This window comes from Aquimarina latercula DSM 2041 (genome assembly GCF_000430645.1).
Lineage (GTDB): Bacteria > Bacteroidota > Bacteroidia > Flavobacteriales > Flavobacteriaceae > Aquimarina > Aquimarina latercula.
In genome coordinates this window covers 65,624-92,486 of sequence record NZ_AUMK01000004.1, presented here as the reverse complement: position 1 = coordinate 92,486, position 26,863 = coordinate 65,624, and the positions used below count along the sequence as shown (strand labels likewise).

The 26,863-nt window shown below is 31.1% G+C and carries 27 protein-coding genes; 8 read left to right on the top strand and 19 right to left on the bottom strand.

All coding sequences use genetic code 11. The features are described from left to right. Positions 1-237 precede the first annotated feature (237 nt). Positions 238-4,737, top strand: a complete 4,500-nt coding sequence (gltB, locus tag H526_RS0104440) for a glutamate synthase large subunit (RefSeq protein WP_027391877.1) — start codon at positions 238-240, stop codon at positions 4,735-4,737. A 12-nt stretch (positions 4,738-4,749) separates the two neighbouring features. Beyond that, a complete protein-coding gene (locus H526_RS0104435) occupies positions 4,750-6,213 on the top strand; it encodes a glutamate synthase subunit beta (protein ID WP_027391876.1) in 1,464 nt (487 codons plus the stop codon). A gap of 87 nt (positions 6,214-6,300) precedes the next feature. Here H526_RS0104435 and H526_RS0104430 read toward each other — a convergent pair whose 3' ends face one another. Together H526_RS0104430 and H526_RS28305 are read right to left on the bottom strand one after the other, a co-directional pair. Then, positions 6,301-7,035, bottom strand: a complete 735-nt coding sequence (locus H526_RS0104430) for a LytR/AlgR family response regulator transcription factor (RefSeq protein ID WP_027391875.1) — start codon at positions 7,033-7,035, stop codon at positions 6,301-6,303. Positions 7,036-7,045: 10 nt separating this feature from the next. Further along, complete coding sequence (locus H526_RS28305) at positions 7,046-8,206, bottom strand: sensor histidine kinase (RefSeq protein WP_051335975.1); 1,161 nt, start codon at positions 8,204-8,206, stop codon at positions 7,046-7,048. Positions 8,207-8,453: 247 nt separating this feature from the next. Here H526_RS28305 and H526_RS0104420 point away from each other — a divergent pair, with 247 nt between their 5' ends. Genes H526_RS0104420 through H526_RS0104405 form a run of 4 tightly spaced genes read left to right on the top strand, consistent with a single transcriptional unit; the run spans position 8,454 to position 11,921 of the window. Then, entirely contained in the window at positions 8,454-9,392 is a 939-nt protein-coding gene (locus H526_RS0104420; RefSeq protein WP_027391874.1) for a YybH family protein, read from the top strand. Positions 9,393-9,438: 46 nt separating this feature from the next. Then, positions 9,439-10,494 (top strand): alpha/beta hydrolase-fold protein, encoded by a 1,056-nt coding sequence (locus H526_RS28300; protein ID WP_211237823.1) that lies wholly within the window; start codon positions 9,439-9,441, stop codon positions 10,492-10,494. A gap of 21 nt (positions 10,495-10,515) precedes the next feature. Then, complete coding sequence (locus H526_RS0104410; RefSeq protein ID WP_155839623.1) at positions 10,516-10,983, top strand: hypothetical protein; 468 nt, start codon at positions 10,516-10,518, stop codon at positions 10,981-10,983. 29 nt (positions 10,984-11,012) lie between these two features. Next, positions 11,013-11,921 carry a Cif family virulence factor gene (locus H526_RS0104405; protein ID WP_027391872.1) on the top strand — a complete coding sequence of 303 codons (909 nt, stop codon included), beginning with the start codon at positions 11,013-11,015 and terminating at the stop codon, positions 11,919-11,921. A gap of 156 nt (positions 11,922-12,077) precedes the next feature. On the opposite strand, the gene H526_RS0104400 is transcribed toward H526_RS0104405, so the two are convergent. The 10 genes from H526_RS0104400 to H526_RS0104355 form a co-directional block, all read right to left on the bottom strand. Further along, a complete protein-coding gene (locus tag H526_RS0104400; RefSeq protein WP_035084487.1) occupies positions 12,078-14,813 on the bottom strand; it encodes a M56 family metallopeptidase in 2,736 nt (911 codons plus the stop codon). Beyond that, entirely contained in the window at positions 14,813-15,172 is a 360-nt protein-coding gene (locus tag H526_RS0104395; RefSeq protein WP_027391870.1) for a BlaI/MecI/CopY family transcriptional regulator, read from the bottom strand. Before H526_RS0104395 ends, H526_RS0104400 begins: the two co-directional genes overlap by 1 nt. A 151-nt stretch (positions 15,173-15,323) precedes the next feature. Continuing rightward, the gene (locus tag H526_RS0104390; protein WP_027391869.1) at positions 15,324-16,259 is read right to left on the bottom strand and encodes a threonine ammonia-lyase; all 936 of its coding nucleotides are present in this window, start codon (positions 16,257-16,259) and stop codon (positions 15,324-15,326) included. Between the two features lie 32 nt (positions 16,260-16,291). Then, complete coding sequence (locus tag H526_RS0104385) at positions 16,292-16,933, bottom strand: spermidine synthase (protein ID WP_027391868.1); 642 nt, start codon at positions 16,931-16,933, stop codon at positions 16,292-16,294. Between the two features lie 93 nt (positions 16,934-17,026). Then, positions 17,027-17,425 (bottom strand): GlcG/HbpS family heme-binding protein, encoded by a 399-nt coding sequence (locus tag H526_RS0104380; protein ID WP_027391867.1) that lies wholly within the window; start codon positions 17,423-17,425, stop codon positions 17,027-17,029. Positions 17,426-17,597: 172 nt separating this feature from the next. Further along, positions 17,598-18,140, bottom strand: a complete 543-nt coding sequence (locus H526_RS0104375) for a DUF4287 domain-containing protein (RefSeq protein WP_027391866.1) — start codon at positions 18,138-18,140, stop codon at positions 17,598-17,600. Between the two features lie 3 nt (positions 18,141-18,143). Beyond that, the gene (locus H526_RS0104370; protein ID WP_027391865.1) at positions 18,144-18,731 is read right to left on the bottom strand and encodes an SRPBCC domain-containing protein; all 588 of its coding nucleotides are present in this window, start codon (positions 18,729-18,731) and stop codon (positions 18,144-18,146) included. A 57-nt stretch (positions 18,732-18,788) separates the two neighbouring features. After that, positions 18,789-19,619, bottom strand: a complete 831-nt coding sequence (locus H526_RS0104365) for a helix-turn-helix domain-containing protein (protein ID WP_027391864.1) — start codon at positions 19,617-19,619, stop codon at positions 18,789-18,791. 47 nt (positions 19,620-19,666) lie between these two features. Continuing rightward, positions 19,667-20,452 (bottom strand): anti-sigma factor, encoded by a 786-nt coding sequence (locus H526_RS0104360; protein WP_027391863.1) that lies wholly within the window; start codon positions 20,450-20,452, stop codon positions 19,667-19,669. Beyond that, on the bottom strand, positions 20,452-21,006 hold the full coding sequence (locus H526_RS0104355) for an RNA polymerase sigma factor (protein WP_027391862.1): 555 nt from the start codon (positions 21,004-21,006) through the stop codon (positions 20,452-20,454). Before H526_RS0104355 ends, H526_RS0104360 begins: the two co-directional genes overlap by 1 nt. Positions 21,007-21,127: 121 nt before the next feature. Here H526_RS0104355 and H526_RS0104350 point away from each other — a divergent pair, with 121 nt between their 5' ends. Then, a complete protein-coding gene (locus H526_RS0104350) occupies positions 21,128-21,646 on the top strand; it encodes a fasciclin domain-containing protein (protein ID WP_027391861.1) in 519 nt (172 codons plus the stop codon). Between the two features lie 41 nt (positions 21,647-21,687). Here the strand turns inward: H526_RS0104350 and H526_RS28295 are convergent, their stop codons facing one another. From H526_RS28295 to H526_RS0104325, 5 genes are all read right to left on the bottom strand, one after another. Next, entirely contained in the window at positions 21,688-22,197 is a 510-nt protein-coding gene (locus H526_RS28295) for a DUF2306 domain-containing protein (protein WP_051335973.1), read from the bottom strand. Positions 22,198-22,335: 138 nt separating this feature from the next. Beyond that, entirely contained in the window at positions 22,336-23,385 is a 1,050-nt protein-coding gene (locus H526_RS0104340; RefSeq protein WP_027391860.1) for a helix-turn-helix domain-containing protein, read from the bottom strand. Positions 23,386-23,625: 240 nt separating this feature from the next. Then, a complete protein-coding gene (locus H526_RS0104335; RefSeq protein ID WP_027391859.1) occupies positions 23,626-23,979 on the bottom strand; it encodes an SPW repeat domain-containing protein in 354 nt (117 codons plus the stop codon). 28 nt (positions 23,980-24,007) lie between these two features. Beyond that, the gene (locus H526_RS0104330; RefSeq protein ID WP_035084482.1) at positions 24,008-24,478 is read right to left on the bottom strand and encodes a YHS domain-containing (seleno)protein; all 471 of its coding nucleotides are present in this window, start codon (positions 24,476-24,478) and stop codon (positions 24,008-24,010) included. 34 nt (positions 24,479-24,512) lie between these two features. Beyond that, positions 24,513-24,866: a hypothetical protein gene (locus H526_RS0104325; protein ID WP_027391857.1), complete on the bottom strand. Its 354-nt coding sequence runs from the start codon at positions 24,864-24,866 to the stop codon at positions 24,513-24,515. A gap of 245 nt (positions 24,867-25,111) precedes the next feature. On the opposite strand from H526_RS0104325, the gene H526_RS0104320 reads away from it, so the two are divergent. Continuing rightward, positions 25,112-25,768 carry a class I SAM-dependent methyltransferase gene (locus H526_RS0104320; RefSeq protein ID WP_027391856.1) on the top strand — a complete coding sequence of 219 codons (657 nt, stop codon included), beginning with the start codon at positions 25,112-25,114 and terminating at the stop codon, positions 25,766-25,768. Between the two features lie 13 nt (positions 25,769-25,781). Here the strand turns inward: H526_RS0104320 and H526_RS32300 are convergent, their stop codons facing one another. Then, positions 25,782-26,114 (bottom strand): hypothetical protein, encoded by a 333-nt coding sequence (locus H526_RS32300; RefSeq protein WP_245591184.1) that lies wholly within the window; start codon positions 26,112-26,114, stop codon positions 25,782-25,784. Positions 26,115-26,394: 280 nt separating this feature from the next. Then, positions 26,395-26,817, bottom strand: coding sequence for a hypothetical protein (locus H526_RS32295; RefSeq protein ID WP_245591183.1), 423 nt, complete (start codon positions 26,815-26,817; stop codon positions 26,395-26,397). Between the last annotated feature and the right edge of the window lie 46 nt (positions 26,818-26,863).

Below are 26,863 nucleotides of genomic sequence, written 5' to 3'. Positions count from 1 at the left end.
TTTCTTTAGTACCTATTGGCCTTATAATGCTGTAAACCCCTATGTTATTTGGTGTTTTTTACCAAAAATCGCGTTATTAAATTCGTAATTTGAAGTCCTTATTTTAGGATTCTATTAGTTAAATAGTACTTTTTTTATTGAGCTCCAAAAAGTGGTGTTCGATAAGTGGTTTTTCTTTCTCCTTCCTTAAGGTTTTGTTAATTTCAACAACTTGAAACACTTTAGATCGGAAATAATATGAAGAAACAAGGAATGTATCTGCCAGAATTCGAACACGACGCATGTGGTGCCGGATTTATTTGTAGCTTGGAAGGGAAAAAGTCTAATGATATTATTCATAAGGCACTAGAAATTCTTGAAAAATTAGAACATCGGGGAGCTGTAAGCTCTGATGGAAAAACAGGAGATGGAGCGGGAATACTGATAGATATACCACATGATTTCTTTATAGAAAATTGTTCATTTAATTTACCTGAGTCTGGAGAATATGCTGTAAGTAACGTGTTTTTACCTAAAAAAGAAAATCAAAGACAATACTGTATTGATACTTTTGAAAAAAATATCACCGATCAAGGTCTTGTTCTTTTGGGATGGAGAGAGGTACCTGTTGATACAGTACATTTAGGAGAAATAGCAGCAACTACAGAACCTTCGATTAAACAAATTTTTATTGGCAAAAGTGATAAGGAGCAGAGCTATTTTGACTTTAATTTAAAGTTATTTACTGCTCGTAAGGTTACAGAACATGAAATATACAGTTCTAAACTGTCAGAGAATAAGTTCTTTTATTTACCAAGCTTATCTACAAAGACTTTAATATTTAAAGGTTTATTAATGCCAGAAGATATTAAATTGTACTATACAGATCTTATGGATCCAAAAGTGGTAACTAGGTTAGCCTTGGTACACCAACGTTTTTCTACAAATACATTTCCTACCTGGGATTTAGCACAACCATTCCGATATATGTGTCATAATGGAGAGATCAATACTTTAAGAGGAAATGTAACCAGAATGCGCTCTAGAGAGGAATTATTAGCCAGTGATTGGTTTGGAGATGATATAAAAAAGATACTACCAGTAGTTCTTAAAGGAAAATCAGACTCTGCATCTATGGATATGGTTGTAGAGTTGTTATTGATGACTGGACGATCGCTTCCAGAAGTTATGATGATGATGGTGCCAGAAGCTTGGGAGAAGAACTCAGAAATGTCTGAAGCTAAAAAGGCATTTTATGAATATAATTCATGTGCAATGGAGCCTTGGGATGGCCCAGCATCTATCCCGTTTACTGATGGTAATTATATTGGAGCAGTATTGGATAGAAATGGATTAAGACCTTCTCGTTATACCGTTACTAAAGATGGATATGTAATTATGTCTTCTGAAACTGGTGTAGTAGATATAGAACCAAGCAATTTAGAGTTTCATGGGAGATTAGAGCCTGGTAAGATGTTTTTGGTAAATATGGATGAAGGTAGAATTATTAATGATGAAGAAATAAAGGAAGAAATAGCCTCGAAACATCCATATAGAGAATGGTTGGATAATAATCTAGTGCACTTAAAAGACATTGCATATAATGATTGCCCTTTGTTTTTGGGTGAAGAAACTATTGGTAAACGTAAAGAAGTATTCGGATATACTCAGGAAGATATTGATACGATTATCGTTCCGATGAGTCAATTAGCAAAGGAACCAATTGGTTCTATGGGATCAGATACACCAATAGCTGTACTTTCGCAGAGGTCGCAATTAATTTACAATTACTTTAAACAGTTATTTGCACAGGTAACCAACCCTCCTTTAGACGGGATTCGAGAAGAACTGATTACAGATATTAGTTTAACACTAGGAGCAGATCATAATATTTTTAATATTGATGAAAAGCATTGCAATAAACTAAAGATTCAGAATCCCGTAATTTCTAAAGAAGATTTAGATAAGATCAAAACATATTCAGATAAAGGCTTTAAAGCAACTTCTGTTTCTATGTTGTATAATATTAATAGAGGGCTTAATGGGTTAGAAGATGCTTTAGAAGCTACTTTACAAAAGGTATCTGAGGCAATTGATGATGGTAGTAATATTATAATACTTTCTGATAGAAATATAAGTAAGCATCGAGCACCGATTCCGGCATTATTAGCTTGTTCTTTTGTAAATAGTGGTCTACAGAAATTAGGGAAACGTTCTCAAGTAAGTATCATAATAGAATCTGCAGAACCAAGAGAGGTACATCACTTTGCTTTATTATTTGGATATGGGGCCAGTGCTATAAATCCTTATATGGTAAATGAAATTATCAAGGAACAAATTGAAGACAATAATATTACAGAGTTAGCTGCAGAAGAAGCGGTTAATAATTACAATAAAGCTGTAGGTAAAGGCGTATTGAAAGTGATGAATAAAATCGGTATCTCTACCTTAAATTCTTACCGAAGTTCTCAACTTTTCGAATGTATTGGAATTAATACTAAAGTAGTAGATAAGTATTTTCCGAATACTGCTACTAGAATTCAAGGAATTGGATTGTACGAAATCGAAAAGGAAATTGCTAAACGTCATAAAAGAGCATACATAGAAAGAGAAGTAGATGCTGATTTAGATTTAGAAATTGGGGGACAATATAGATGGAGACGAAATGGTGAAAAACACCAGTTTAATCCGCTTTCTGTAGCTAAACTTCAGAAATCAGTAAGAGATAATGATCCTAAAACTTATAAAGAATATGCAAGTTTAATTAATGAGCAGTCTAAAAGTTTAATGACCATTCGAGGATTATTAGAATTCTCTAACTATGATCCAATTCCACTAGATGAGGTAGAGCCTTGGACAGAAATTGTAAAACGCTTTAAAACAGGAGCGATGTCTTATGGGTCAATAAGTCAAGAAGCACATGAAAACTTGGCTGTTGCTATGAATCGTATCGGTGGGAAAAGTAATTCGGGAGAAGGAGGAGAGAATCCACTACGTTTTTATAAAGATGTAAATGGAGATTGGAAAAATAGCGCTATCAAGCAAGTTGCTTCAGGTAGATTTGGGGTTTCTTCGAATTATTTAACAAATGCTGCAGAGATACAGATAAAAATGGCTCAAGGAGCTAAACCAGGAGAAGGGGGGCAATTACCAGGTCCAAAAGTAAACCCTGAGATTGCTAAAACTCGTAACTCTACTCCGTATGTTGGATTAATTTCACCGCCACCACATCACGATATATATTCTATTGAAGATTTATCTCAGTTAATTTATGACTTAAAATCAGCTAATAGAGATGCTAGAATTAATGTGAAATTAGTTTCAGAAGTAGGAGTAGGAACTGTTGCAGCAGGAGTAGCAAAGGCAAAGGCAGACGTAGTATTAATATCTGGATTTGATGGAGGAACGGGAGCATCACCATTAACATCATTAAAGCATGCTGGATTGCCTTGGGAACTAGGAATAGCCGAAGCACAACAGACTTTAGTAGGGAATAATCTACGTAGTCGTATTGTATTAGAGTGTGATGGACAATTAAAAACAGGAAGAGATGTAGCAGTAGCTTGTCTGTTAGGGGCAGAAGAATTTGGATTTGCCACAGCTCCTTTAGTAGCTTCTGGATGTATTATGATGCGTGTTTGTCACTTAAACACTTGTCCTGTAGGTATAGCAACTCAAAACCCTGAATTGCGTAAAAAGTTTAAAGGAAAACCAGAACACGTAGTAAATTACATGTATTTCGTAGCTCAAGAACTAAGAGAAATTATGGCTCAGCTTGGTTTCCGAACGATTAATGAAATGGTCGGACAAGTACATAAATTAGATCGTAAGCAAGCTATCGAACATTATAAAACTGCAGGAGTTGATCTTTCACCAATATTACATCAGGTAGAAGCTTCAGAAGGAGTAGGTATATACAATTCCGAAATACAAGATCATGGATTAGGAAATTCTATAGATTTTGAAATTATAGAACAGGCGCATCAAGCGTTGTTTAGAAAAGAAAAGACCACTTTAGACTTTGATATTACAAATACCGATAGAGCAGTAGGCGCTATTCTTAGTAATGAAATTTCTAAAATTTATGGAGCACAAGGATTACCAGAAAGTACACTGAAATTAAATTTCACAGGTGCAGCTGGACAAAGTTTTGGAGCTTTTGCAACCAAGGGATTAACAATGATCGTAAATGGAAACACAAATGACTACTTAGGGAAAGGACTTTCTGGAGCTAAGTTAATTATTAAAGTTCCAGATGAAGCAACACTCGTTCCAGAAAACAATGTAATTACAGGAAATGTCACATTATATGGAGCAACAGATGGAGAAGTATTTATTAATGGTAAGGCTGGAGAACGTTTTTGTGTTCGTAACTCAGGTGCCAGAGCTGTTGTAGAAGGTATTGGAGATCATGGATGTGAATATATGACTGGTGGAGTTGCCGTTATCCTTGGGGAAGTAGGAAGAAACTTTGGCGCAGGGATGTCTGGAGGTATTGCATATATATATGATGATAAAAAGACATTCGAAGCGCATTGTAATAAAGAAGCGCTAAACTTGGATCCTGTAGAAATACCAGAAGATGTGATAGAACTTAAAAACTTAATTGAATCACACTATAATGCAACACTAAGTCCTTTAGCACAGAGAATTCTCGAGAATTGGGAGAGCGAATTACCAAAATTCATTAAGATCTTCCCAGAGGAATACAAGCAGGCTTTAAAAAGATTAGAAGAAGAAAAATTAGCACAAGCATAAACGATAATAGACATGGGAAAGATAACTGGATTTTTAGAATTTGAAAGAGAGATTGAACAGTACCAGCCTGTTAAAGATCGTATAAAAGGATATAAGGAGTTTACTGTGCCAATGGAGGAAAGTAAGCTTAAAAATCAAGGAGCAAGATGCATGGATTGCGGAATCCCTTTTTGTCATAGTGGATGTCCATTAGGAAACCTGATACCTGATTTTAATGATGCTGTATATCGTGGTAAATGGGAAAAGGCAGCTCGGATATTACATTCGACTAATAACTTTCCAGAATTTACAGGTAGATTATGTCCAGCACCTTGCGAAGAAGCTTGCGTTTTAGGGATTAATGAAGATCCTGTAACAATAGAAAATATTGAAAAAAATATAGTAGAAGAAGCTTTTAAAAATGGATGGGTAAAAGCGAATGCTCCCAAAGAGAGAACAGGAAAGACAGTTGCAGTTATTGGTTCTGGACCTGCGGGACTTGCTGCTGCTCAACAGTTAAATAGAGCCGGACATTTAGTGACTGTTTTCGAAAGAGATGAAAAGGTAGGAGGATTGTTGCGATATGGAATCCCTGATTTTAAGATGGAAAAAAATGTAATCGATCGAAGAGTTGCTGTTTTAGAAGAAGAAGGTATTGTTTTTAAAACAAATACACATATAGGTAAAGATGTTAAAGCGGATCAACTAAAAGCTGATTTTGATGCTGTAGTATTATGTACAGGTGCTACAGTGAGACGTAAGTTACCGGTACAAGGAGCTGATCTAAAAGGAGTGGTTCAGGCTATGGATTTTCTTCCACAAAACAATCGTAGAGTCGATGGGATGAAAGATTTAGGCGAAGAAATTCTTGCAACGGATAAAGATGTAATCGTAATCGGAGGTGGAGATACTGGATCAGATTGTATCGGAACTTCTGTACGACATGGTGCGACATCTGTGACTAATTTTGAAATCATGGGGAAAGGTACCGTAGAACGTCCTGATAACCAACCATGGCCTTTTTGGCCTATGAGATTACGAACGAGTTCTTCACATCAAGAAGGAGTGGAACGTAATTGGAGTATTTCTACAAAAGAATTTTTGGGAGATGAAAATGGTAATCTTAGAGGTTTAATAACATCTGAAGTTGAATGGGTAAAAGAGAATGGTCGTTTTACTTTAAAAGAGATTCCAGATACAGAAAAAGAATGGAAATGTGAGTTAGCTTTATTAGCATTAGGGTTTACCGGTTCAGAACCTACAATTGCAGAACAATTAGGTATTGATATGGACGCAAGAACAAATATAAAAGCTACAGAAGAAAATTATGCTACCAATGTAAAAGGTGTTTTTGCAGCGGGTGATACGCGAAGAGGGCAATCATTAATTGTTTGGGCTATCGCAGAAGGTAGACAGGCGGCATATCATATAGATACATATCTTATGGGAAGTTCTAATTTACCTCTTAAAGGAGATGGAGACTTACCAAGAATTTAGTTTTTTAGAATCTAATATTCAATATTAGTGTTAATAAAAGGCTGCTTACTATTCTGTTAGCAGCCTTTTTACAAAGTTAGAATATGATTATTTTTTTAAAATTTTATCATTTACTATCTTTTTCATAATAGCTTCCTTATAATTTCTACCTAATGGAATATGATAAGATCCTATTGATATCCCTTCTGTTTGGATAGCCTCAATTTTATGAATATGTATAATAAATGACTTGTGAACTTGCATAAACATTTCAGAGTTAAGTTGTTTTGCGACTTCTTTTAGGGGTATTAATGAAAGGTGTTTTTTTCCATCAGATGTATGGAATGCTACGTAGTTTTGCATTGCTTTGATGAACAGAATATCGTCGAAATATATTTTTTTATAACTGCTATCACATTTTATGAAAACATAATTAGCAGTGCTGTTTTCTTTGTTAGTGTTTATACTAGTGTTATTTTGTAAGAGGATGTACTGATCCTTTACTTTATAAACCGCTTTAAAAAAACGAGTAAAGGTGATTGGCTTTAGTAAATAGTCAATTACGTCTAAATCAAAACCTTCTAACGCATAGTTAGGAAAAGCAGTAGTGATTACTACCAAAGGTTTAGATTTCATAGATTTTAAAAATTCTATACCATTCATTCTAGGCATCTGAATATCTAAAAAAAGTAGATCTGCTTCATGCGCATTTTCGACTTTAGTAATTTCCAAAGGGTTACTACAAGTTCCTTGCAATTCTAAAAAATCTACTTCATTAATGTAGTTAGTTATGCATTCTCTTGCCAGTGGTTCATCATCAATTACAATACATTTTAAAACCATAATTATCTTTTTAAGATTGTAATGTCGCAATAGGTGTAATTATACCTTCAGAAGTAACAGAGTGTGGATTCAACTTTAATTTAAGTGCTACTCGATATAATTTGTCAGTTTTTTTGATATAGAGATCATATTGATCTTTATAGATTAAATCTAATCTTCTTTGTACATTTTTTAATCCAATTCCATTGTTTTTCATGAGATCTTCAGTAGTATAATTATCATAGGAATTAATAGAGTTTGTTATTTCAAATATGATTTCATTTTCGGTATTATGAAGTTTTATATCAATCCAGTTTTTTTGATCTACACCTTGAGAAACATGTTTAAAAGCATTTTCTACGAAAGGCATTAGAATAAAAGGTGCTATAGACCAATCACCGCACATCTGATCTTTGATAGCAGTAATCACTTGTACTGTTTGGTCAAGACGAAGTTTTCCAAGGTTAATAAAATTATGAAGATAATTAATCTCTTTTTCTAAAGGGATTTTTGCTTCATTACATTCATATAATTGATACCGCATAAGGTCTGAAAAGCTTGCTAATGATTCTGAAGCCATATCTGGGTTTTTATGGATCAAAACAAAAATGGAATTAATAGTATTGAATAAGAAATGTGGATTAAATTGAGATTTCAAAAATTTAAGCTCTGTTTCTATTTTTTCTTTTTCTAATAACTGTTGCTGTTGTTGAGATTTAATCCAATTTTTAGTCAGCTTAATACTCATTGCTAGTGTCATACTAGCTAATGTAGAAGATAAAGGACCTGATTTTAAAAGAGAAATAAAGGTTTGCTCGCCAAATAATTCAGTAAGAGTAGTATCAGAAACATAAGCCGCAACAAAATAACCAGAAGTAATGATTAATACAGTAATTAGTATAGTCAAACTAAAAAAGGAGAGGTATATGAAGTATTTTCTTTTCTCTAAAAATTTTGGTATCAAATAATACAAGTTAAAGTATACAGCTGCCGCTTGAAAAATAAAATAGAATAAAAATTTCACATTATATGGCGAAAAAAAAATGTTGTAAGCAGCTTCTTTAGCACTTCCAATACCGATTGCCCACCACATATAGTGATAAACAAACCAAAACACAAGGTGATGTACTTTATAATGATATAAACCAATAAGTACTTTAGAGTTTTTTATAGTATCTAATTTTATAGACATAAATGATATCATTTACAATCTATTAAAATAAGAAAATAGTTCTTAAAGATGAGTTGAGGTTCTAATTTATTGACGAAAGTGTTCAAATTATTGATGAAAGTGTATTGATCTCGTTTTGTGTCCTTTCATGCTAGCAGATACATCATTTTTGTTATAGATCAATACTTATACTGATTTTGTCAATTTCGAACGTTATCATGTTTGTTTTCAGAATATTTTAGTTGAAACCACTAAAACTAAATATTTTATGAGACAAATTAGAGATGGACTATTTTGGGTGTTTTTTTTACTACATACCTTAACGATAATAGCTCAGACTAAAATGGTGAGTGAGAATGATATTAATATTTCTCTAAATAGATTTATTAAGGATAGTAATAAAGCAATGATAACCGCTACGCCAGAAATAATAGAAGGATACTATTCTGATGATATTTATCTAATGCCTGCTTTTCAAAAAACACTTATAGGAAAAGAAAATGCAATGCGATATCACAAAGCATTCTTTGATCGATTTGATATTATCGAGTATAAAAGAAAGAATATTGAAGCGCTGGATTTAGGATCTCAAATCTCCGTATTAGGTGAGTTTACTATGAAAATTCGATTAAAAAATGGAGCCGCAGTCGAAGAACTTAATGGAAAATATATGAACATATGGAGAAAACAAGAAAATAACATTTCCTTACTTTCAGAAATATGGAATTATAATCATCATACAGATATTACTGAACAATTAAAGTTTGATGATATTCCAGGTACTGTTTTGGCCTATCAGGAGCATCTTCCGATAAATAGTAACATTAGATTTGAAATAGCAAGTATTAATCATTTTACAGAAGAATTTATAGCGCATAGAGATCATACATTATGGACGCAGTTATATGCCGATGATGTGATCGCTTTTTTTAGCTATAAACCAGTATTTAAAGATAAGCCCACATTAGATAAGTTTATTAAAGATCACGTTGTAGAACTTCCGATTTTCGAGAAACTAGATATAAGAAACAACTACATAAATGACTTAGGGGGTTATGTAGTTAATTATGCGAGTCATATAGCTAATTGGAGAAATAATGAACATTCTGGTATTAGCACTGGTAAAGGAATAAAGATATGGCAAAGAGCACCTAATGGGACCTTAAAAATTGTAAGACAGATATCAACGTATGATTATAACTATTAATCGAATAAACGAATCCATAAAGAACTCTAATATGTATATTACTTTTTTGAAGAAAATATCAATATCATTTTTTCTAATATTCTTGTGTATTCATACTACTTCTGCACAATATAAAATAAAGGGTAGTATTATAGATGATACTATAGAATCTAGAATTCTAACTAAAAATAAAATAGGATTAAATACCAATAGAAACATTAAAATTTACCTTCCGCCAGGTTATTCATCATCAAAAAATAAATATCCAGTAGTCTATTATTTCCATAGTTTATTTGAAAATCCAAATCAAGTGGTTTCTGATCATAAAACTCCAGAAATCATTGATAAAAATATTATAAAAAATAAATCTAACAAGTTTATTTTGGTAATACCTGATTTCTCTTCGCCAACTGTTGGGAGTTTGTTTGAAAACTCTAGCACAAGCGGTTTTTGGTTAGATTTTATTACGGAAGAATTAGTTCCTTTTATAGATAGGAAGTATCGAACGATTTCTAATAAAAATAGTAGAGCGGTAATCGGTCATTTTATGGGTGGAAGAGGAGCATTAAAAGTTGCTATGGCATATCCAGAAATTTTCAATATTGTTTATGCGTTGCATCCAGTAGCTACTGGTTCTGGGTATTTGCCAAGAGTTTCTTTAGGTGTTGATTGGGATAAAGTATTAGTAGCACGATCATATGAAGAAGTAGGTGATGATATTAGGACTAAGATTTTTACCAGTGTATGTCAGGCATTTCTTCCTAATCCAAATAGATCACCTTTATATTGTGATTTTCTATTTGAAAAAGATGAAAATAATGTTTTGCAACTTCATCCAAAAAATATAAGAAAAGAGCAAAGAGAATTTCATCTTGATGAAAGACTGGATGATTATGCAGATAATTTAAGAAATCTTACCGCAATTGCATTTGATTGGGCAAGATTTGATCAAACACAAGCACATGTAATTTCTAATCGTAGGTTTAGTAAAAAAATGATGGATTTGGGAGTAGATCATATGGGTGAAGAATTTGTGGGAGATCCTTGGAATAAGTATTGGGGAGATGAAGGGCGCTTAGCCACAAGAGTTTTACCATTTTTAAACAAACATTTATCCTTTTAATGAACCTCTAAATTGATACTTATGCGGATAAAAAACTTAACTATAGTGCTGATAATTATGGTTTTAGGGATTGGGTGTGATGATCAAAAAGAAAAACAAAATTTTTCTGTAGAAAAAGATCAAAAATCCGTGAAGACTATTTTAGAAATATTAGATGATCATACTATTTCTACAGAAAATAAAATGGGAATTTGGGTAGATGATCTCGTTCTTATGGCTCCAAATCAGCCTTTAATTACGGATAAAATGGCATTGATAGCACATATTGATAAAGAAAAAGAATTTGGTTTTGCTGATATGAAACACGAAATAACAGAGATACACTCTTATCAAGAAATAGTAGTGATGCAGGGCAAAGTAACCGGAACTTTCTATCCAGCAAATACCGAAACATCGAATACTTTTAGTACTAAAAACTTATTTGTTTTTAGAAGGATGAAAAACGATTCTTTAAAAATTTGGAAAGTGATTTTTAATATGACTTCTTAAACTAGATTGAGAATTTAAAAAAACAAAACATGAAAAATTTCATAGTCCTAACTATTGTATTAGCAACGTTATTGGCTTGTAAAAACTCAAAGAGTAATAAGATTGATGAATTACAAGAATCAGAAAGGGTGGAAGATCTTTTGCAAGAGTATAATGAAAGAATTAGTACAGCAATAAAGACAAGTTCTTTTGAAGCGATACATGATTTGTATGATCAAGAATCTTTGTTATTTACGGATTACAATCCATTAATAGTTCATAGTGATAATATTAAAATATACTATGACACTATATTTGCGAGACAGAATATTAAAGAATATCATAGGGAAACGATTGATGTTATAGAATTTTCTAATAGAATTATAGAAATAGGTTTGTTTACCACGGTTTTTGAAAACTCGAAAAAATTAAAAGGAAAGTATTTTAATGTTTGGAAAAAGATGGTAAATGGAAAACTAATGATACGCGCAGAAGCATTAGGCTATTTAGAGCATATTGATGATCCTAAAGTATTTTTGGTTCCCGAAGCAAGTACATCTGTACTAAAAACTATTGAGATACCAAGAGAATTGATGGCCTATACAACTTTGGGAAAAAGTAATGTAATTGCTAGAATTCCTGAAAAAACAGCAGATTCATATACCGACGATACAATGTATTTGCCATTCGCCGATACCATTAAAACTGGAAAAGCTGTTTTGTTAGATCATTATAAAGCATATTATCAGAATCCTGCAAAAATTGATTCCCTTGAAATTATGACGTATGCATATGATAAAGTAGAAAATGGATATATCAAATATGGAGGGTTTTATGTAGATTGGACGGTGCCAGGATTTTCAGGTAATACCACAGGATCTGGGATCTCATATTGGAGAAGAGAAAAAGACAATTCACTCAGAATACATAGGCAAATAGGATTACATATACACAAATAATCTAAGTTCTATATAGATTTTGATTATATCTGATGATTTAGAATGTCTGCCTAATCGTTTAAGATTAATTAAAAATGCTGTTACAGACTATTAGTAACAGCATTTTCTATGATTGATGAATGTATAAATGATAGATTAGTTCTTGACAATATTCATTTAAAAATGAATTTTTATTCTGATTGCTTGATCAAGAGAGACATCATTGTCCTGTTCCTTTAATGATTTTACAAACTCTGGAGTTACTCCATGAATTCTTAAACTTTGCGCTTGATCAGCTGTGATATTCTTATAACCTATATCTTCAAATGTTTTTATAAACTCTGGAGTTACATTATGTATTTTGAAAGACATAATATCATCTAAAGGAAGATTACCAAACTTAGTTTTTTTAAATTCTTTAATATATTCAGGAGAAATATTGTGAATCTTTAAAGACATCAAATCGTCAATATCTAAATTACTATATCCAATATTTTTATACTCTTTAGCAACATCTGGCGATACATTATGTATTTTTAATGACATTGCTTCATCTATAGAAATATTCTGATATCCAGCTTTTTTAAAGGTATTAATGAATTCTGGAGTCACATTATGAATTTTTAAACCTACAACTTTATCTAAAGGAATGTTTTTATACCCCGCGGCGTGATATTTTTTTATAAACTCTGGAGTCACATTATGAATTTTAAGTGAAATGATATCATCTACGGAAGCGTTTTCATAACCAAGTGCCTTAAATTGTTTTATAAAGTCATTAGGGTTTTGTTTAATTTCTTGATATCCTTTTCCCGAACTACTTGTAGAAGAACTTGATTTTCCGTTTTGTTGAGCAGCTTTTGCTTGTTCAGGAGAAATTCCATGAATTTTTAATTTAATGGCTTCTTTTAAGGAAAGATTGGTTTGCCCTGCTTTTTTATAAGATTTTATAAGGTCTGGTGTTACATTATGTATTTTAAGATTTCTAGCTTCTTTTAATGTGATATTTGGATATCCCGATGTTTTAAAACTGCTTATAAATGCTGGTGTTACATTATGTATTTTTAGGTTTTTAGCCTCTTTTAGAGTAATGTTTTTGTATCCAACGTTTTTATAAGCTTGCACATATTGTGGAGTCACATTGTGGATCTTCAGATTCTGTGCCTCCTTTGCTGAAATATTTGTGTATCCTTCTTTTTTAAAATCGGCAATAAAATCAGGAGATACATTATGAATCTTTAGTCTCATATAGTCATTTAATGACATCTTTTTATATCCATTGTCATTATAAGATTTAATAAAATCTGGAGATAGATTATGAATTTTAGCTTTCGTAATTTCTTTTAATGTAGCTTGTTGACCATTAACGTTGTTAATGAATTTTATATAGGCAACATCTACATCAAATAAGTTTAATTTACTTACCTCATTCATAGTATAATCTGTATATCCTAATTTGGATAATTCTTTTCTATACATTTTCAATTTTTCCAAAGAAAGTCCTTTGTGTATGATATCTTCAAAATCATCTTGATCTAGAGAAAGATTTTCTTGTTTTAGATAAGCCAAATAAGCATTGTCAAAATCAGTAAGAAAACAATGTACAAGCTCTTCATTATCTACCTTAAATCCTTGTTTAGATAATGCGCTGCTAAAACTTGTATTGGGTGTAAAAGTATATCTTCCATCTCCAATCCCATTTTCGTATTGACCACTAAATACCATAGTTCCTGCATCTCGTGTAATTTCGAATTTTTGTTTGCTACCCGAAGGGAAATCGGCAAAAAATGAAGGATCGTAACAACGCGTTATAGACCAATAACTTCTTTTTAGAGGTTCTGCATTTCTATACATAATACAGAGTTTACCGCCTCCTTCTTCTGCATCCCAGGCTCCTTTGGTAAAGTCATTTTTAAACTTGGACTCTTTAAAATGTTCATCACTTGGGGTTTCTAATTCATTAGAAATAGATTCATCAATTGATGTGTTAATACTGACCGGATTAAATGATAATACGGTTACTGCCAGTAATGGAATAATGATTAGGTATTTCCATCCTGATTTTGCTGTTGATTTTTTGGAATTCATCATAATGATTCGTTTTTTGAGAAATGATTGATTGTAACTTGTTGCCAAACCTGTAGGCATATCTGGGGTTGATACTTTTAATAAATTCATTTGATATACTTCTTTATTCTCCCCTTTAATAAGCATACCGTGATCCGTAAGATATTCTAGATTATTGTCAATGGCCTTACGATATAACCAGGCAAATGGATTAAACCATTGTATAGTAACTAATAATTCTACTAATAACATATCTAAACTATGTTTTCCGGAAATATGTAATTGTTCATGTTTTAGTATTTGCAAATATGTATCTGGATTGTATTGATTTGGATTGATGAATATCCTATTCCAAAAAGAGTAGGGTGCATGATTAGTATCCGTTTCTACAATTTTGTATGCATCAACTTCGATAGTAGGAAACTTTATCATTCTGTATACTAATACAATCAATTGAATTAAAAAATTAACTCCAAACGCCATTACACCTAAAATATAGATATAGAGAATTATTGATTTCCAATCCAAAGAAATAATAGCAGGGTTTATTGATTCAGTAGCAGTAATGGTAGTTGTATTCTCAGAAAAGCTTACTGAGTCTTCATTGTTATAAACATTAGTTTCAACCAAGTTAGGTACCGGATTTTCGATAATTTCTTTCTGAAATAAGGCCGTTCTAAAAGATATATTTTCTGGTACCGAGATAAAAGGTATGGAAAATGAGATCACCATCAAGCTAATTAATACTCCTCTGTTTAGGTGATAAAAAGTCTCTTTAGATAGGAATAATCTATATATCAAATATGACAAACCTATAAGTGCTGAACTGTAGATGATATACGCCATTATTTCTTGCTTTTAATGAGTTTAATAATTTCTTCTAACTCTTCAGTATTTATTTTTTCTTCTTTAGCAAAGAATTTAACCAATGCTAAAGGTGAGTTATCGAAGTAATTATTGACAACTTCTCCCAAAACATCTTTTTGATAATCATTTTTTGAAATTAAAGGATAGTATTGAAAACTATTACCAAATGCCTTATGACTAATAAAACCTTTCTCTTCTAAAATTTTCACGATAGTAGCAGTGGTATTATAATGAGGCTTCGGATCTGGTAGCTCTTCAATAATCTCTTTAATAAAAGCTTTCTTGAGTTTCCATAAACTCTGCATAATCTGTTCTTCTCGTTTAGCTAACTTTTGCATGATTTTCAATTTGATAGAACAAACATACTCCTAATAAATTAGTTTTACAACTAATCTATTAGGAGTTAAACTAACTTATTAGGAGTTTTGTTGTTGAGACCTTTATAGATAAGGGTTTTTTAGGCTTTGTTAAATAAGTATTAAAATGGTTTTAGAAAGGAAGATTATTAAGGTCTACATTTCCACCGGATAGAATAATTCCTATTTTTTGATGCCTAAAACGTTCTTTTTCTTTAAGCAAAGCTGCTAGAGGAACAGCACAAGAAGGTTCTATTATAATTTTCATACGTTCCCAAATAAGACGCATAGCACTTATGATTTCTTCTTCATCTACTCGTATAATTTCTGAAACGTATTGTTGTAGAATTGGAAAAGTAAGATCACCTAGAGGCATCTTAAGTCCATCAGCAGAAGTATTAGTTGTTTCATTAATTTCTAAAGTACCACTTTGTAATGCACGGTATGCATCATCAACTTCAAAAGGTTCTCCTCCAACTACGGTACAATTTTTTCCAAAATAATGAGCAGCTAATGACGTTCCTGCAATTAATCCACCACCACCAACAGGAGCAAATATATATGTTAAATCTGGGTGATCTTCTAATAATTCTAATGCAGCAGTCCCTTGTCCTAATATAACATTATGATCATTATATGGATGTAAAAATGTAGCTCCTTTTTCTTTTTGAATTTTATTTGTGGTTTCTTCTCGATCTTTATGGGTAGGAGGACATTCTATGATTTCTCCTCCATAATCCTTAACCGCGTCCTTTTTTACTTGTGGAGCATTAGATGGCATCACGATATAGGCTTTAACACCTAAAATTTGAGCGGATAGAGATAGTGCTTGTGCAAAATTACCGGAAGAATGAGTAACAACACCTTTTGATTTTTGTTCCTCTGATAATTTAAGAATAGCATGAGTAGCACCTCTCATTTTAAAAGCTCCCATTCTCTGAAAGTTTTCGCACTTAAAATAAAGATCCGCACCAGATATTTGGTTGATAAGTCTAGATGTCAATACGGGAGTTCTATGGATATAGGATGCTATCGTTTGGGCAGTAGTGCTAAGGCTTTTTGCATTCATGAAGGACGAAATAAATATCTCAAACGAAGATACTATTTTTTCCTTCCGATTAAAAGAGTATTTGTTCCGTGAACATTATCATGTAACTGAAATTCAATCTCTTTAGAGTATGTTCGTATTATTGATTGTATATCAGTATCATTTTCTAACTGGATTCCGGCGTTAAAAAGGATATTTCCTTTTGATTTCAACTGTTTTATGAGAGAACGCCAGAATTCAATTGTATAGAATTTGTCCGGTACTTCTAAATCAATAAAAATATCTATAACGATAAGGTCAAAAGAGCTTTTACAATTTTTAATAAAATTAGCTGCATCGTCAGATATAATAGATAAATTATTACTTTGAATAATATCGAATTCATCTCCTGCTAGTTTGATTATAACTGGATCAATTTCTACAGCGGTAATATGTCCTCTATGATTATACCTCTTTTTTAATGTCTCTATGACACTTCCTCCCCCCATTCCTAACAACAGGATGTTTGCTTTACTATCAAAGTATATCTTAGATAAACCATAATCTAAAATACGCTGCAATGAACCGTAGGAATAATTAGCCATTTCACTATCCAAAACTTTTTTACCATTCATCCAGGTAATCTCCAATGTTCCGTTGATCTTAGATGAGATTTTTCGGGTAAGCGGCCAGATATAGCTAACTATTTTTTTCATATTTATACTATTAGTAATGCCTAAGAATGAAATTAGAAGGTGTAGATTATATAAGTTTTGTTTTTAGATAATCTACACCTTTTTACAAAAAAATTATAGAGCTGAAGCTCCAGCTTCTGCTACCGCGTGATCATTTTCTACAGTACTACCGCTTACTCCGATTGCACCAATAATTTCATCTTTTTCGTTTTTTATAGGTATTCCACCGGGAAAGGTTATTAAACCTCCATTAGAATGTTCTATATTATATAAAGCGCCTCCTGGTTGTGATAACTCTCCAATAACACCTGTATTCATATCAAAAAATCGCGCTGTTTTAGCTTTTTTTAATGATATATCTAGAGATCCTAACCATGCGCCATCCATGCGTGCAAAAGCAACTAGATTTGCTCCAGCATCAACAACAGAAATATTCATTTTAGTGTTTAGCGCAATTGATTTTGCTTTTGCAGCATTAATTATTTTTTCTGCTTGATCTAATGTAATGTTCATTTAAATTTTATTTTATGAGTGTTCTAATTTGACGGCAATATCTTCATAAAACTGTCCTGAACATGTGAATTACCTCATAAATAAAATATAAAGTTTTATTGATCATTGTATACTATATAGTAATGCAATGATAGATAGTTGTTTATACTAAATTACATTAAATGCTTAATTATTATTCAGCTTTTTTATAAGCTTCTTTTAGCCATTCGGTAAGTTCTGAGTCTATTTGATCTAGAGTTGTTAATTGAACTCTATGAGTACACATTGTTCCAAAAGGACCAGAATTTAGTAATCGATCTGTTGTTGGTACGTCTTTTAATTTTAAACCAAGATCTATTCTTGTTTTAGTTGCTGGCTTAATAAGTGCGAATTGTTTTTTTCTGATAATGCTGACACTTGTTTTTTTAGGAGTATTTATGACATCAGTGCCAAAAGAATTAACTACAGCTAATAGTTTTTGATAGATTGGTAATAAAGTTTCTTTTCCTTTATACTGATTCGTAACTAAGTCATCCGGAGTTTCGTTTGATTCTTTAGATAGCGCAATAATGGTATTAGCAAAACCGTGTGTAACTCCATGTTCACCCTTCAAAAACTTCATAGCTTCTCCGTGTTTAGCGAAAGATTTTTCTTGTAGAATTTTTTTCCATTCATCTAATGATTTACCTGTTTTTTCAGGCATGTTACTTATCATGGTTTGTAGTGCTTTGTCCATATTTTAATAGTTAATTGATCGTTTGCCAGTTTCTAAGTATGTAATTAAATTCAAATATGATTTTTCATTACCACTAATAAAAAACTTCATTAAGGATAGATATTTTGGATTATTCTTATAGCCAACTCCATAAGAAGTTACCTTGGTTTTTTTAGTTGTGATATTTTCAAAAGATATAATATTATAAAGATCTTTTTCATCTTTTTTCATAAAATTCGGAAAATTACTAGTAAGTTCTGCTTGTAGTGTTATGATTTTTTTGGGCACATAGTTCACAATATTAAGATGTATTGTTGTGCTATCTCCAATCCTTCCATTTTTATTATAATTGGTTCTTATTTTTCCATTGATTTTAAAATCAACTTCTGCTAATGCCACTGCCCAGTTTTCCCAACCTTTTTTGGTTGTATATGCATTCCAAACAGAATCTAATGGAACATTAATGATAAACTCTTGTATGAGTACAAGCTCCTTTTTATTTGTAGAATCAATGGTAGAAGTAACTCTTTTTTCTGTTTGTAACTTTTGATCTTGCGAATAAAGAAATAACCAAGGGGAAATAATTAGAATTATTAGAAAAGATGTTTTCATATCATTATCAATTTAATGCGAAGTAATAAAAACAAAAAGTACTATGATAGTAAAAAATTAACCTTCTCTATCCAAAGGAAAGAAGTTAGGTTCATCTTTATTAAATTCCTGTTTAATAAATTCTTGAGGGTTAAAGCCAGAAAAATGATTAAACTCCTTTATAAAGTGTGATTGATCGGAATAACCACATTGATATGCTATTTGGGACCAAGTGATACTTTCTTTTTGTCGAATTTGTTTTAAGATTTCATTAAATCGTAAAATTCGTTGATAATATTTGGGGGTAACACCTATATATTTTTTGAATTGATCTATAAGATGCTTTTGAGTATAAGGATAGCCATTGATAGCTTCATTAAAATTCGTTACAGGTGCTGTTTCCAACTTTTTTATTACATAGAGCAATTCTTTAGAAGGTATTTTAGAATCATTAAATCTATTTATTAACCATTGTTCTGCTACATTGAATTTATCCTTAGATGATTCTTGCTTCTTAAGGTTTTCTCTCAGTTGTGTTAGCTCTTCTTTAAAAATTTCTTCATAAGATAAAACCTTATCACTCAGATTTTCCGCAGGAAAATGAAAAAAGGGATAGGTTCCAAAAGGTTTAAACTGAATTACAAACATTTCTGATTTTGGGTGTGCTGAGATTGAAATGTAGTTTTTATGTATGCCAGATACCCAGGCTTTTGTATATGTTTTATTTGGTTTTAGCGTAGTATTATCAAATGTTTTTCTTGGGATGTTATCTAGTTCGAATATAATAAAAACATGTCCTGTTGGTATAACTCTCTCTATAGAATGATCTGGCATAAAATCTTTAAAATGAAATATAGATTCAATGTATTCACTAATGGGACCATTCAATTGATGAGTTTCAAAAATCATATACAGTATTTAGTATTTGGGTTATAAAAACTTAGATATTTTTTAGATTATAAAATCACATTAGAAATAAGCTGTTCTACCGTAGGATGATCGTTTCCACCAGCTGGTTCAATAGTGATGTTTAATGATTCAGCATTTTCTATGTATTTCATTTTTATCATTTCAGCATCAGAAGAAATAACCCCCATATCTATCATTTCTCCATCTACATCCGCCCACATTTGATAAGTATTATTGTTCTTTAGCTTAGAAAGTCCTTGAGGGTTTAATATAACTTCTTTGTTTTGATGATTAACATAAGCAACAGCAGCAGAATTAGGTGATTTTTCATTTCCTTTTAAAACCAATTGAACTACATCGGGTTTATTAATCGCTCGATACCAATCATTCGTTTCCTTTAAATCTCCTTCTATATTTACCAATTTGGTTCGTAAATTATCTGTTTCTTGTTGTAAATTCACTATAGTCTGTTCTGTCTCTTTCCATTGATTATATAACCAACTAGAACTCAATAAAAATAGTGTAGCTAAACTTGCCGCAACTGCAAAATTATAAGATGTTCTTTTTGTTTTTTGTAATGGAATTACTTTTTCATCAGAATGTATAGTAGCTTTTTCTATCGTATTAAATAGTGCTGTTTTTAAATGAGTGGGAGGGGAGATGGCATTTTCTAAAGCTATTTGCTCCATATCATCTTCCATTTTGCTAAAGTATTCACGCAACTCATCATCCTCTTTTAGAATATTTTCTACTTCTATAGATTCCTTCTCCGAAAGCTCACCTAATAGATATTGTTCTAGTATTCCTGTATTTTTTATTGTATTCCTATCCATCATCTCATCAGTTCAATAATAATCCATACGATAATAAGTTCTTCTTTGTAAGATTCACGCAATTTCTTAAGAGCTTGTTTTATATACGATTTGAATGTTCCTAATGGTACATTCATCTCTTCATGAGCTTCTCTATGAGTGAGTCCATTAAAGTATACAAGTTCTAAAGCTTTTTGATGATGAGGTTCTAATTTCTTTAAAGAACCTACTATCCCTTTTGTATCTATTTCTTCTTCAGAAGTACTTCTATCTTTATATACACTTAAATCCTCATTTTGGATGAGGGTTTCTGTTTTTCTTAAAGAATTTAACGTAAGGTTCCTAGCTATTCGGTAGGACCATGTAAAAAACTTTCCTTTTTCTGAATCATAAGTAGTTGCTTTTTGCCAAATTTTCATAAATGTTTCTTGTAATAATTCTTGTGCTAAAGGTTCATTTTTACACATTCTTAAAATTACGCCATAAATCGCTCCAGAGTATAGATCATAGACCTTAGACAACGCTTTTGTGTCTTGATTCTGTAATCTTTTTATGAGCTCTAAATCGTCTTTCATTTATTATTGACTTCTTCAAATTTAAAAAAAATCTCATCCAAACTCATCCAAACGAAACAAACTTGTGTATATGATAATGAAAAGCGCGTTTAACATTGTTTAATTATTAAAAAATAAAATCATGAAAAAACTAATTTTTATTACCTCGACTCTTTTCTTATTCGTAGTATCTCAATCGATGTTTGCACAATCAAAAAAAGATATTGTAGATGTGGCAGCTTCGGTAGATGATTTCTCTACATTGGTTACAGCGGTAAAAGCAGCAGATTTAGTAGGAGCATTAAAAGGCGATGGCCCATTTACAGTGTTTGCTCCCACGAATGATGCTTTTGCAAAGATTGATTCTAAAACTTTAAATTCTTTATTAGAACCAGCTAATAAAGCAAAGTTAACTTCAATTCTTACATATCACGTAGTATCAGGTAAAATTGATGCTGGAGCTGTAGTAAAAGCATTGAAAAGTGGCGGTGGAAAAGCGGAACTAACTACTCTGAATGGTGCGAAATTAAAAGTTCTGAAAAAGGATGGGAAAATATGGCTAAAAGACCAAAATGGTAATTATAGCCAAATTGTAAAAACTGATGTAATGGCTTCTAACGGAGTGATTCATGTAATTGGTGATGTTGTAATGCCAAAATAAAAGTCATTATATCATTTGTAAGCGCTGTAGAAATACAGCGTTTATTTTTTAGTTGTAGAATCTTCTATAAGACTCATCCAAGATTCTTTATATTTTCTAAAATAAATTGAACCTATTATACTAACTACTGCTGCAGCAATTCCTACTAATGAATAAAAAATAGGGATTATGTTGCTATTAACCTTTAGCATAAATGGTATTCTCGTAAGTACTTCGGCAAAAAATGCACAGTACAATCCTATCACACTCCAATACATAAAACTAAGATGTAGTTGTAAATAATTTGTTGGCTTTTTTATGAACATTGGTATAATTCCTAATAATAAAGTGATGCTGCTAATTACTGCGAACCAATGTAGTACACCAAATGTTCCATGTAATCGATATATCATAAAAGAAGTTGCCAGTAAAACGCTCATAGCAATGGTATAGATATAACCAATTCTCTTATGATTTTTGGTGCCTTTAGGTTTTATTAAAGCTAGAGTTCCAAATAATAATGAAATTATTGATGAGGCGAAATGAACAATACCTATAGCGCTTAAAAACATAATGTATTAATTTATGCAAAAGCTACTGCGATACGTAGTATGAAAGTAATTATAATTACCGAATTGTTATATGTTTTGACTGAATTGTTACAAATCAGATACATTTTGTAAACAGGATATTAGCTTGGATTTTTTTATTTAAATGCTTGATTTAAAATCCGTTGGTGAAATACCTAAATAATGTTTAAAAAACCGAGTAAAATGGTTAGGTTCTTCAAAACCTAAGGTTCTAGATATCTCAGAAATAGATTCCCCTTCAATGAGCATAAATTTTGCAGTATTGATAAGTTCTAATCTGATTAATTGGCCTAAAGTGATATTCATTTTAGATTTAACTTTACTAGAAAGCGCTTTAATAGATAGATTCATTTTATCAGCATAAAATTCTAGAGCTCTTTCTTGAGTATGATATTTTTGTAAAAGTTCTAGAATATTTTGGGTAAATGTATCTCGTTTTTCAAAATCGAAGTTTTCTCGAAACTGTTTAGGCGTTTGTCCAGTTGAATTTTTAAAAACACGATTAAAATAAGCATCATCCTTAAACCCTAAATCATAAGAGATTTCCTGAATATTCTTATCGGTAAAAGCAATTTGTTTTTGACTTTCCTGTAATCTTTTAGAGCTAACTAAATTTTTAATTGACAATCCTACTTTATTTTTAATAAGTGCTTGGGCATTATATCCATTATCATTAATAAGATTTACTAGATCGTTACTGGTTAAATTATTAGAATATTCTTCATCAATAATATCTTTAATATCAAAAATAATCTGATATTCTTCTTTGTTTGCTTTAAAAGGGTTTTGCCAGTACCATTGTTTTGAAGAAATATCTATAATATTAGAGGAATTATCTGTTAATGTTGATTCTGATAAAAAGTTATTACATTCGTCACATTCTAATAAATCAATATACCCTAAAGATATTAGATGTTTAAATAATACTCGAACTTCGGTATTATAAAATTTCTCTTTGTTCGAGAATTCAATTCTTCTGATGGTGAAATTGTCTGAAAGAAACTTGATGTATTGTCCTTTTTCTAAAAAAATGGCTTTTTCTTGCCAGTCTAAATAATTTTTAAAATCAACCTGAATACTCCCGTTACCCGATAAAATGTGGATTAACGTATGTTTTTCTATAAAGTATACTTTATTAAGTTCTGGTGAAAATTTTTCGACGTGATGCATTCAATTTACAATATACACTTTTTGGATCCTTTATAGTGGATCCCGCAAGATTAACAAGAAATTTATTATTCAAAAGCAAGATAATAAAAGTGTAAGAAGTTTTAGAATGAATCATTCAAGATATTAATGATAGCTTTTTTAATTATAATATATAAAAGCAATAACCGCTTAAATTAAGATTCAAACGGTTATTACTCATTAATGTTATTACTGTAATCTATTTGATCAAATATTTATATATCAGACAGATATTTCTGGTTTATGTAGGCTTACTACTATAAGAACCATTGCACCATTTATCCAATAGTAGTAGGCATCTATTCCTTGGAATGATAAAATAAAAGGAACGATAATAAATACGATTGCTACTAAAAAATCTACAATTAAATGAACTTTATATGGTACAATACGATATACTCCTAAACTATGATCTGTTAATAAGGTCAATATAAAAGCTGCAACCCCAGTTGCTACAGAAACATATAGCGCCATTGGATTGGAACTTCCTAAACCAAGTATGTATGGTAGTAATATTAATATAATCGCAACAGGATAATCTAAAAATGCGTGTATTCTTTTGGTTACAAATTTCATGATTTTTAAATTTAAAGTGATGGGAAAATTAATTGTGAGTTTTACTTAGTTTACTCCAGTTTTTATCAGCAGTACTTTTTAGTTTATTATGATTGTTTTCTGCTAACCATAGTTGTTTAGCATCTAGTTCTACGTTATTTAAGAATAGATAATACTTACTGTCTTTAACAATAAACTTTGTTGGATCAACTCTAAATTTTGCACCTGCATACGAACCGAATGCACAGAATCCTCCATATTGCGGTAGATATTTAGCAGGGTTGTTATCAAAAGCTTGTTTTTGATCTGATGAGGTGAAATAATAAATGATTTTTTGATGTTCTGATTTATATTGTTTATTTCCTCTCTGCGCTAAACCTAGATCTAGGTAAGATACTGGGCTATATCCTTGTAATGCTATATTGCTATTGTCTACGTTATTGGCTTTTTTATCTTGTGCAGATAAATTAGCGGTAAAAATTAGTGCGATTATTATTAATGATGATTTTATAAGTTTCATAATGTTTTTATTTAAATGTTATTATTGATGTTAATTATTCTGCGTTAAAATATGTTTCTTGAGTAACCTTTCCTTGGTCATTCCAAATTCGACGTATAATTTCGTGCCAGTATATTTTACTGCCATCTTTCATATCAAAATCAAAAGTGAATTCAGAAGCAGAAATATTTTTATTAACAATGGTATGATGATGTGTAATTCCATTAACCTTAGCTATAGCATTAGCAAAACCTTCCATTTTTTTTACCATTTCAGGTTTTCCATTTGTTCCACTATTACCGTAATCAGCAGTTACTGCATTATCTGCAAAAAAATCTTTTACAGCGTCAACAATAGCACCTTGTGCTACGATTGCATCCATTTTTTGTACTTGGTCTTTAATATTCATTTTTTTGTTTATTTAATGATTAATACAATGCAAAGATGAAGTAGAATGAAGGTTTTGATGCTACAAAAAAAAGACTACTAATTGTACTTTTTTGAAGCTGTCATTATAATAATGACCAAACAATTTAAGAGGTTGTTATACTTCATAATTTGTAAGTTTGTTTCGATATTATATTTTTATTTTTAGAAGAGAATCCCTTTAATAGTTTGCAGGAGCAGTTTTTAAAGACGAATAGAAAAACAAATATGAATAAAAAGAAAACTCCTTGGCCAACAAAAGATGCAATGACTCAGGTTTATGAAAAGAAACTTTGGGGAGGTACAGAATTTGATTTTTATTCTGGCGATGGATCTCATAACCCTAAGATTGTACTTCCTTATATAGATGCTATAATATCATTTCTAACGTCGTTTAAGACACCATTGATCGTATGTGATATTGGTTGTGGTGATTTTAATATAGGGAAGCAATTGGTTGAATACAGTAAGAAATATATTGCAATAGATATAGTAGCAGAACTAATAGCGTACAATAAAGAAAAATTTAAGCAACAAAATTTAGAGTTTCATTGTCTAGATGCTGCGGTCGATGATTTACCTTCTGCAGATTGTTTGATAGTACGGCAAGTATTACAACATTTGTCAAATAAGGAAGTAAAACAAGTAGTGAATAAGCTATATGATTTTAAGTATGTTATTCTTACAGAGCATATACCAAAAGGTATTTTTAATCCAAATACAGATGTGATTTCTGGGCAAGGAATCAGATTAAAAAAGCAAAGCGGAATAAATTTATTAGCACCACCTTTTAATTTTAAAATAAAAAAAGAAAAAGAGTTACTATCAATTAATACAGCAGGTGGTAAAGGACTTATAAAAACAACAATTTATGAAGTTTTTTAGATCGTGTATTATATTATAAAGTTGCATCTAGTTTTAATCGATTAGAAACACTAATTATTCGATTTTTAAATTCATTTTTGTCATCAATATGTATTGCTAAATTTTTGTAAGTACGTTTAATTCCATAAAGCCCAATCAAGGTGTTTTCTTCTTTTACCCTTATAATCATATTATGATTTTCTAATACTCCTAAAAATGATAGTTTTCTAGTGATTTTGTCTAATTCAATATCTTTTGATGAGATTTCTATGCTATCAATATTAGATAACTCAATAGTAGTCTCATTCATAATTCCATATCGAAGGAATAATTTATTATTTTCGATAGAAATAGGTCTTTTATACATCGATTTGATAAAACCAATAATCTGAATACCAGAATATATACTAAGAAAAGTTAAAATCCAAGCTGCAGTGAGATTCCATTTTGCAAGAAGAATATGAAATACAACTGTTTCTATCCCAATAATAACTATAAGAGCAATTAATAAAGATATTGTTCCACTGTTTTTATGATAAGAGAACTCATTTTTACTGAGGTTTCTTTTTTTCCAATAAATAAAACCATAATAAAAAACAGCAATTTCTGTGATTACAGGTATTACAGCGGCTTTAGGAAGTATCTCCCTACAAGTATCCTTTAGAACGGTAAAAGTCTACAGATCCATTTTTATTTACTTTATAACGCTTTATAAACCTAGTCAACTTGTATATCACATATGATACTATAGAAAGTTCTAAAACAGGAAATATCCAAGTCTTAAAAAGATCCAAATAATATTGATTGTTGGAAGGAATTATGATTGTGCAAACTACCATACCGATAATCACAAATGAAAGAATAGTACTTTTCGGAATGTTGGTTTTTCTAATTTGCAGAAAATATATAAAGGGAACGGTTAATAATAAATCAAATGTAATTGCAATAGATAAACTGTTGGAGTTTTTTGTAAATATGGACGATTTTGTTAGAAGTATCATAACAACAATAATCAATACAGGAATCCCTAAAATGGCTAGGCTTTTCTGAAGGTTTAAAGTTCTATTCATGTGTTGTAATTTAATTACTAACAGTATGTAGAATTAGTAATTAAAT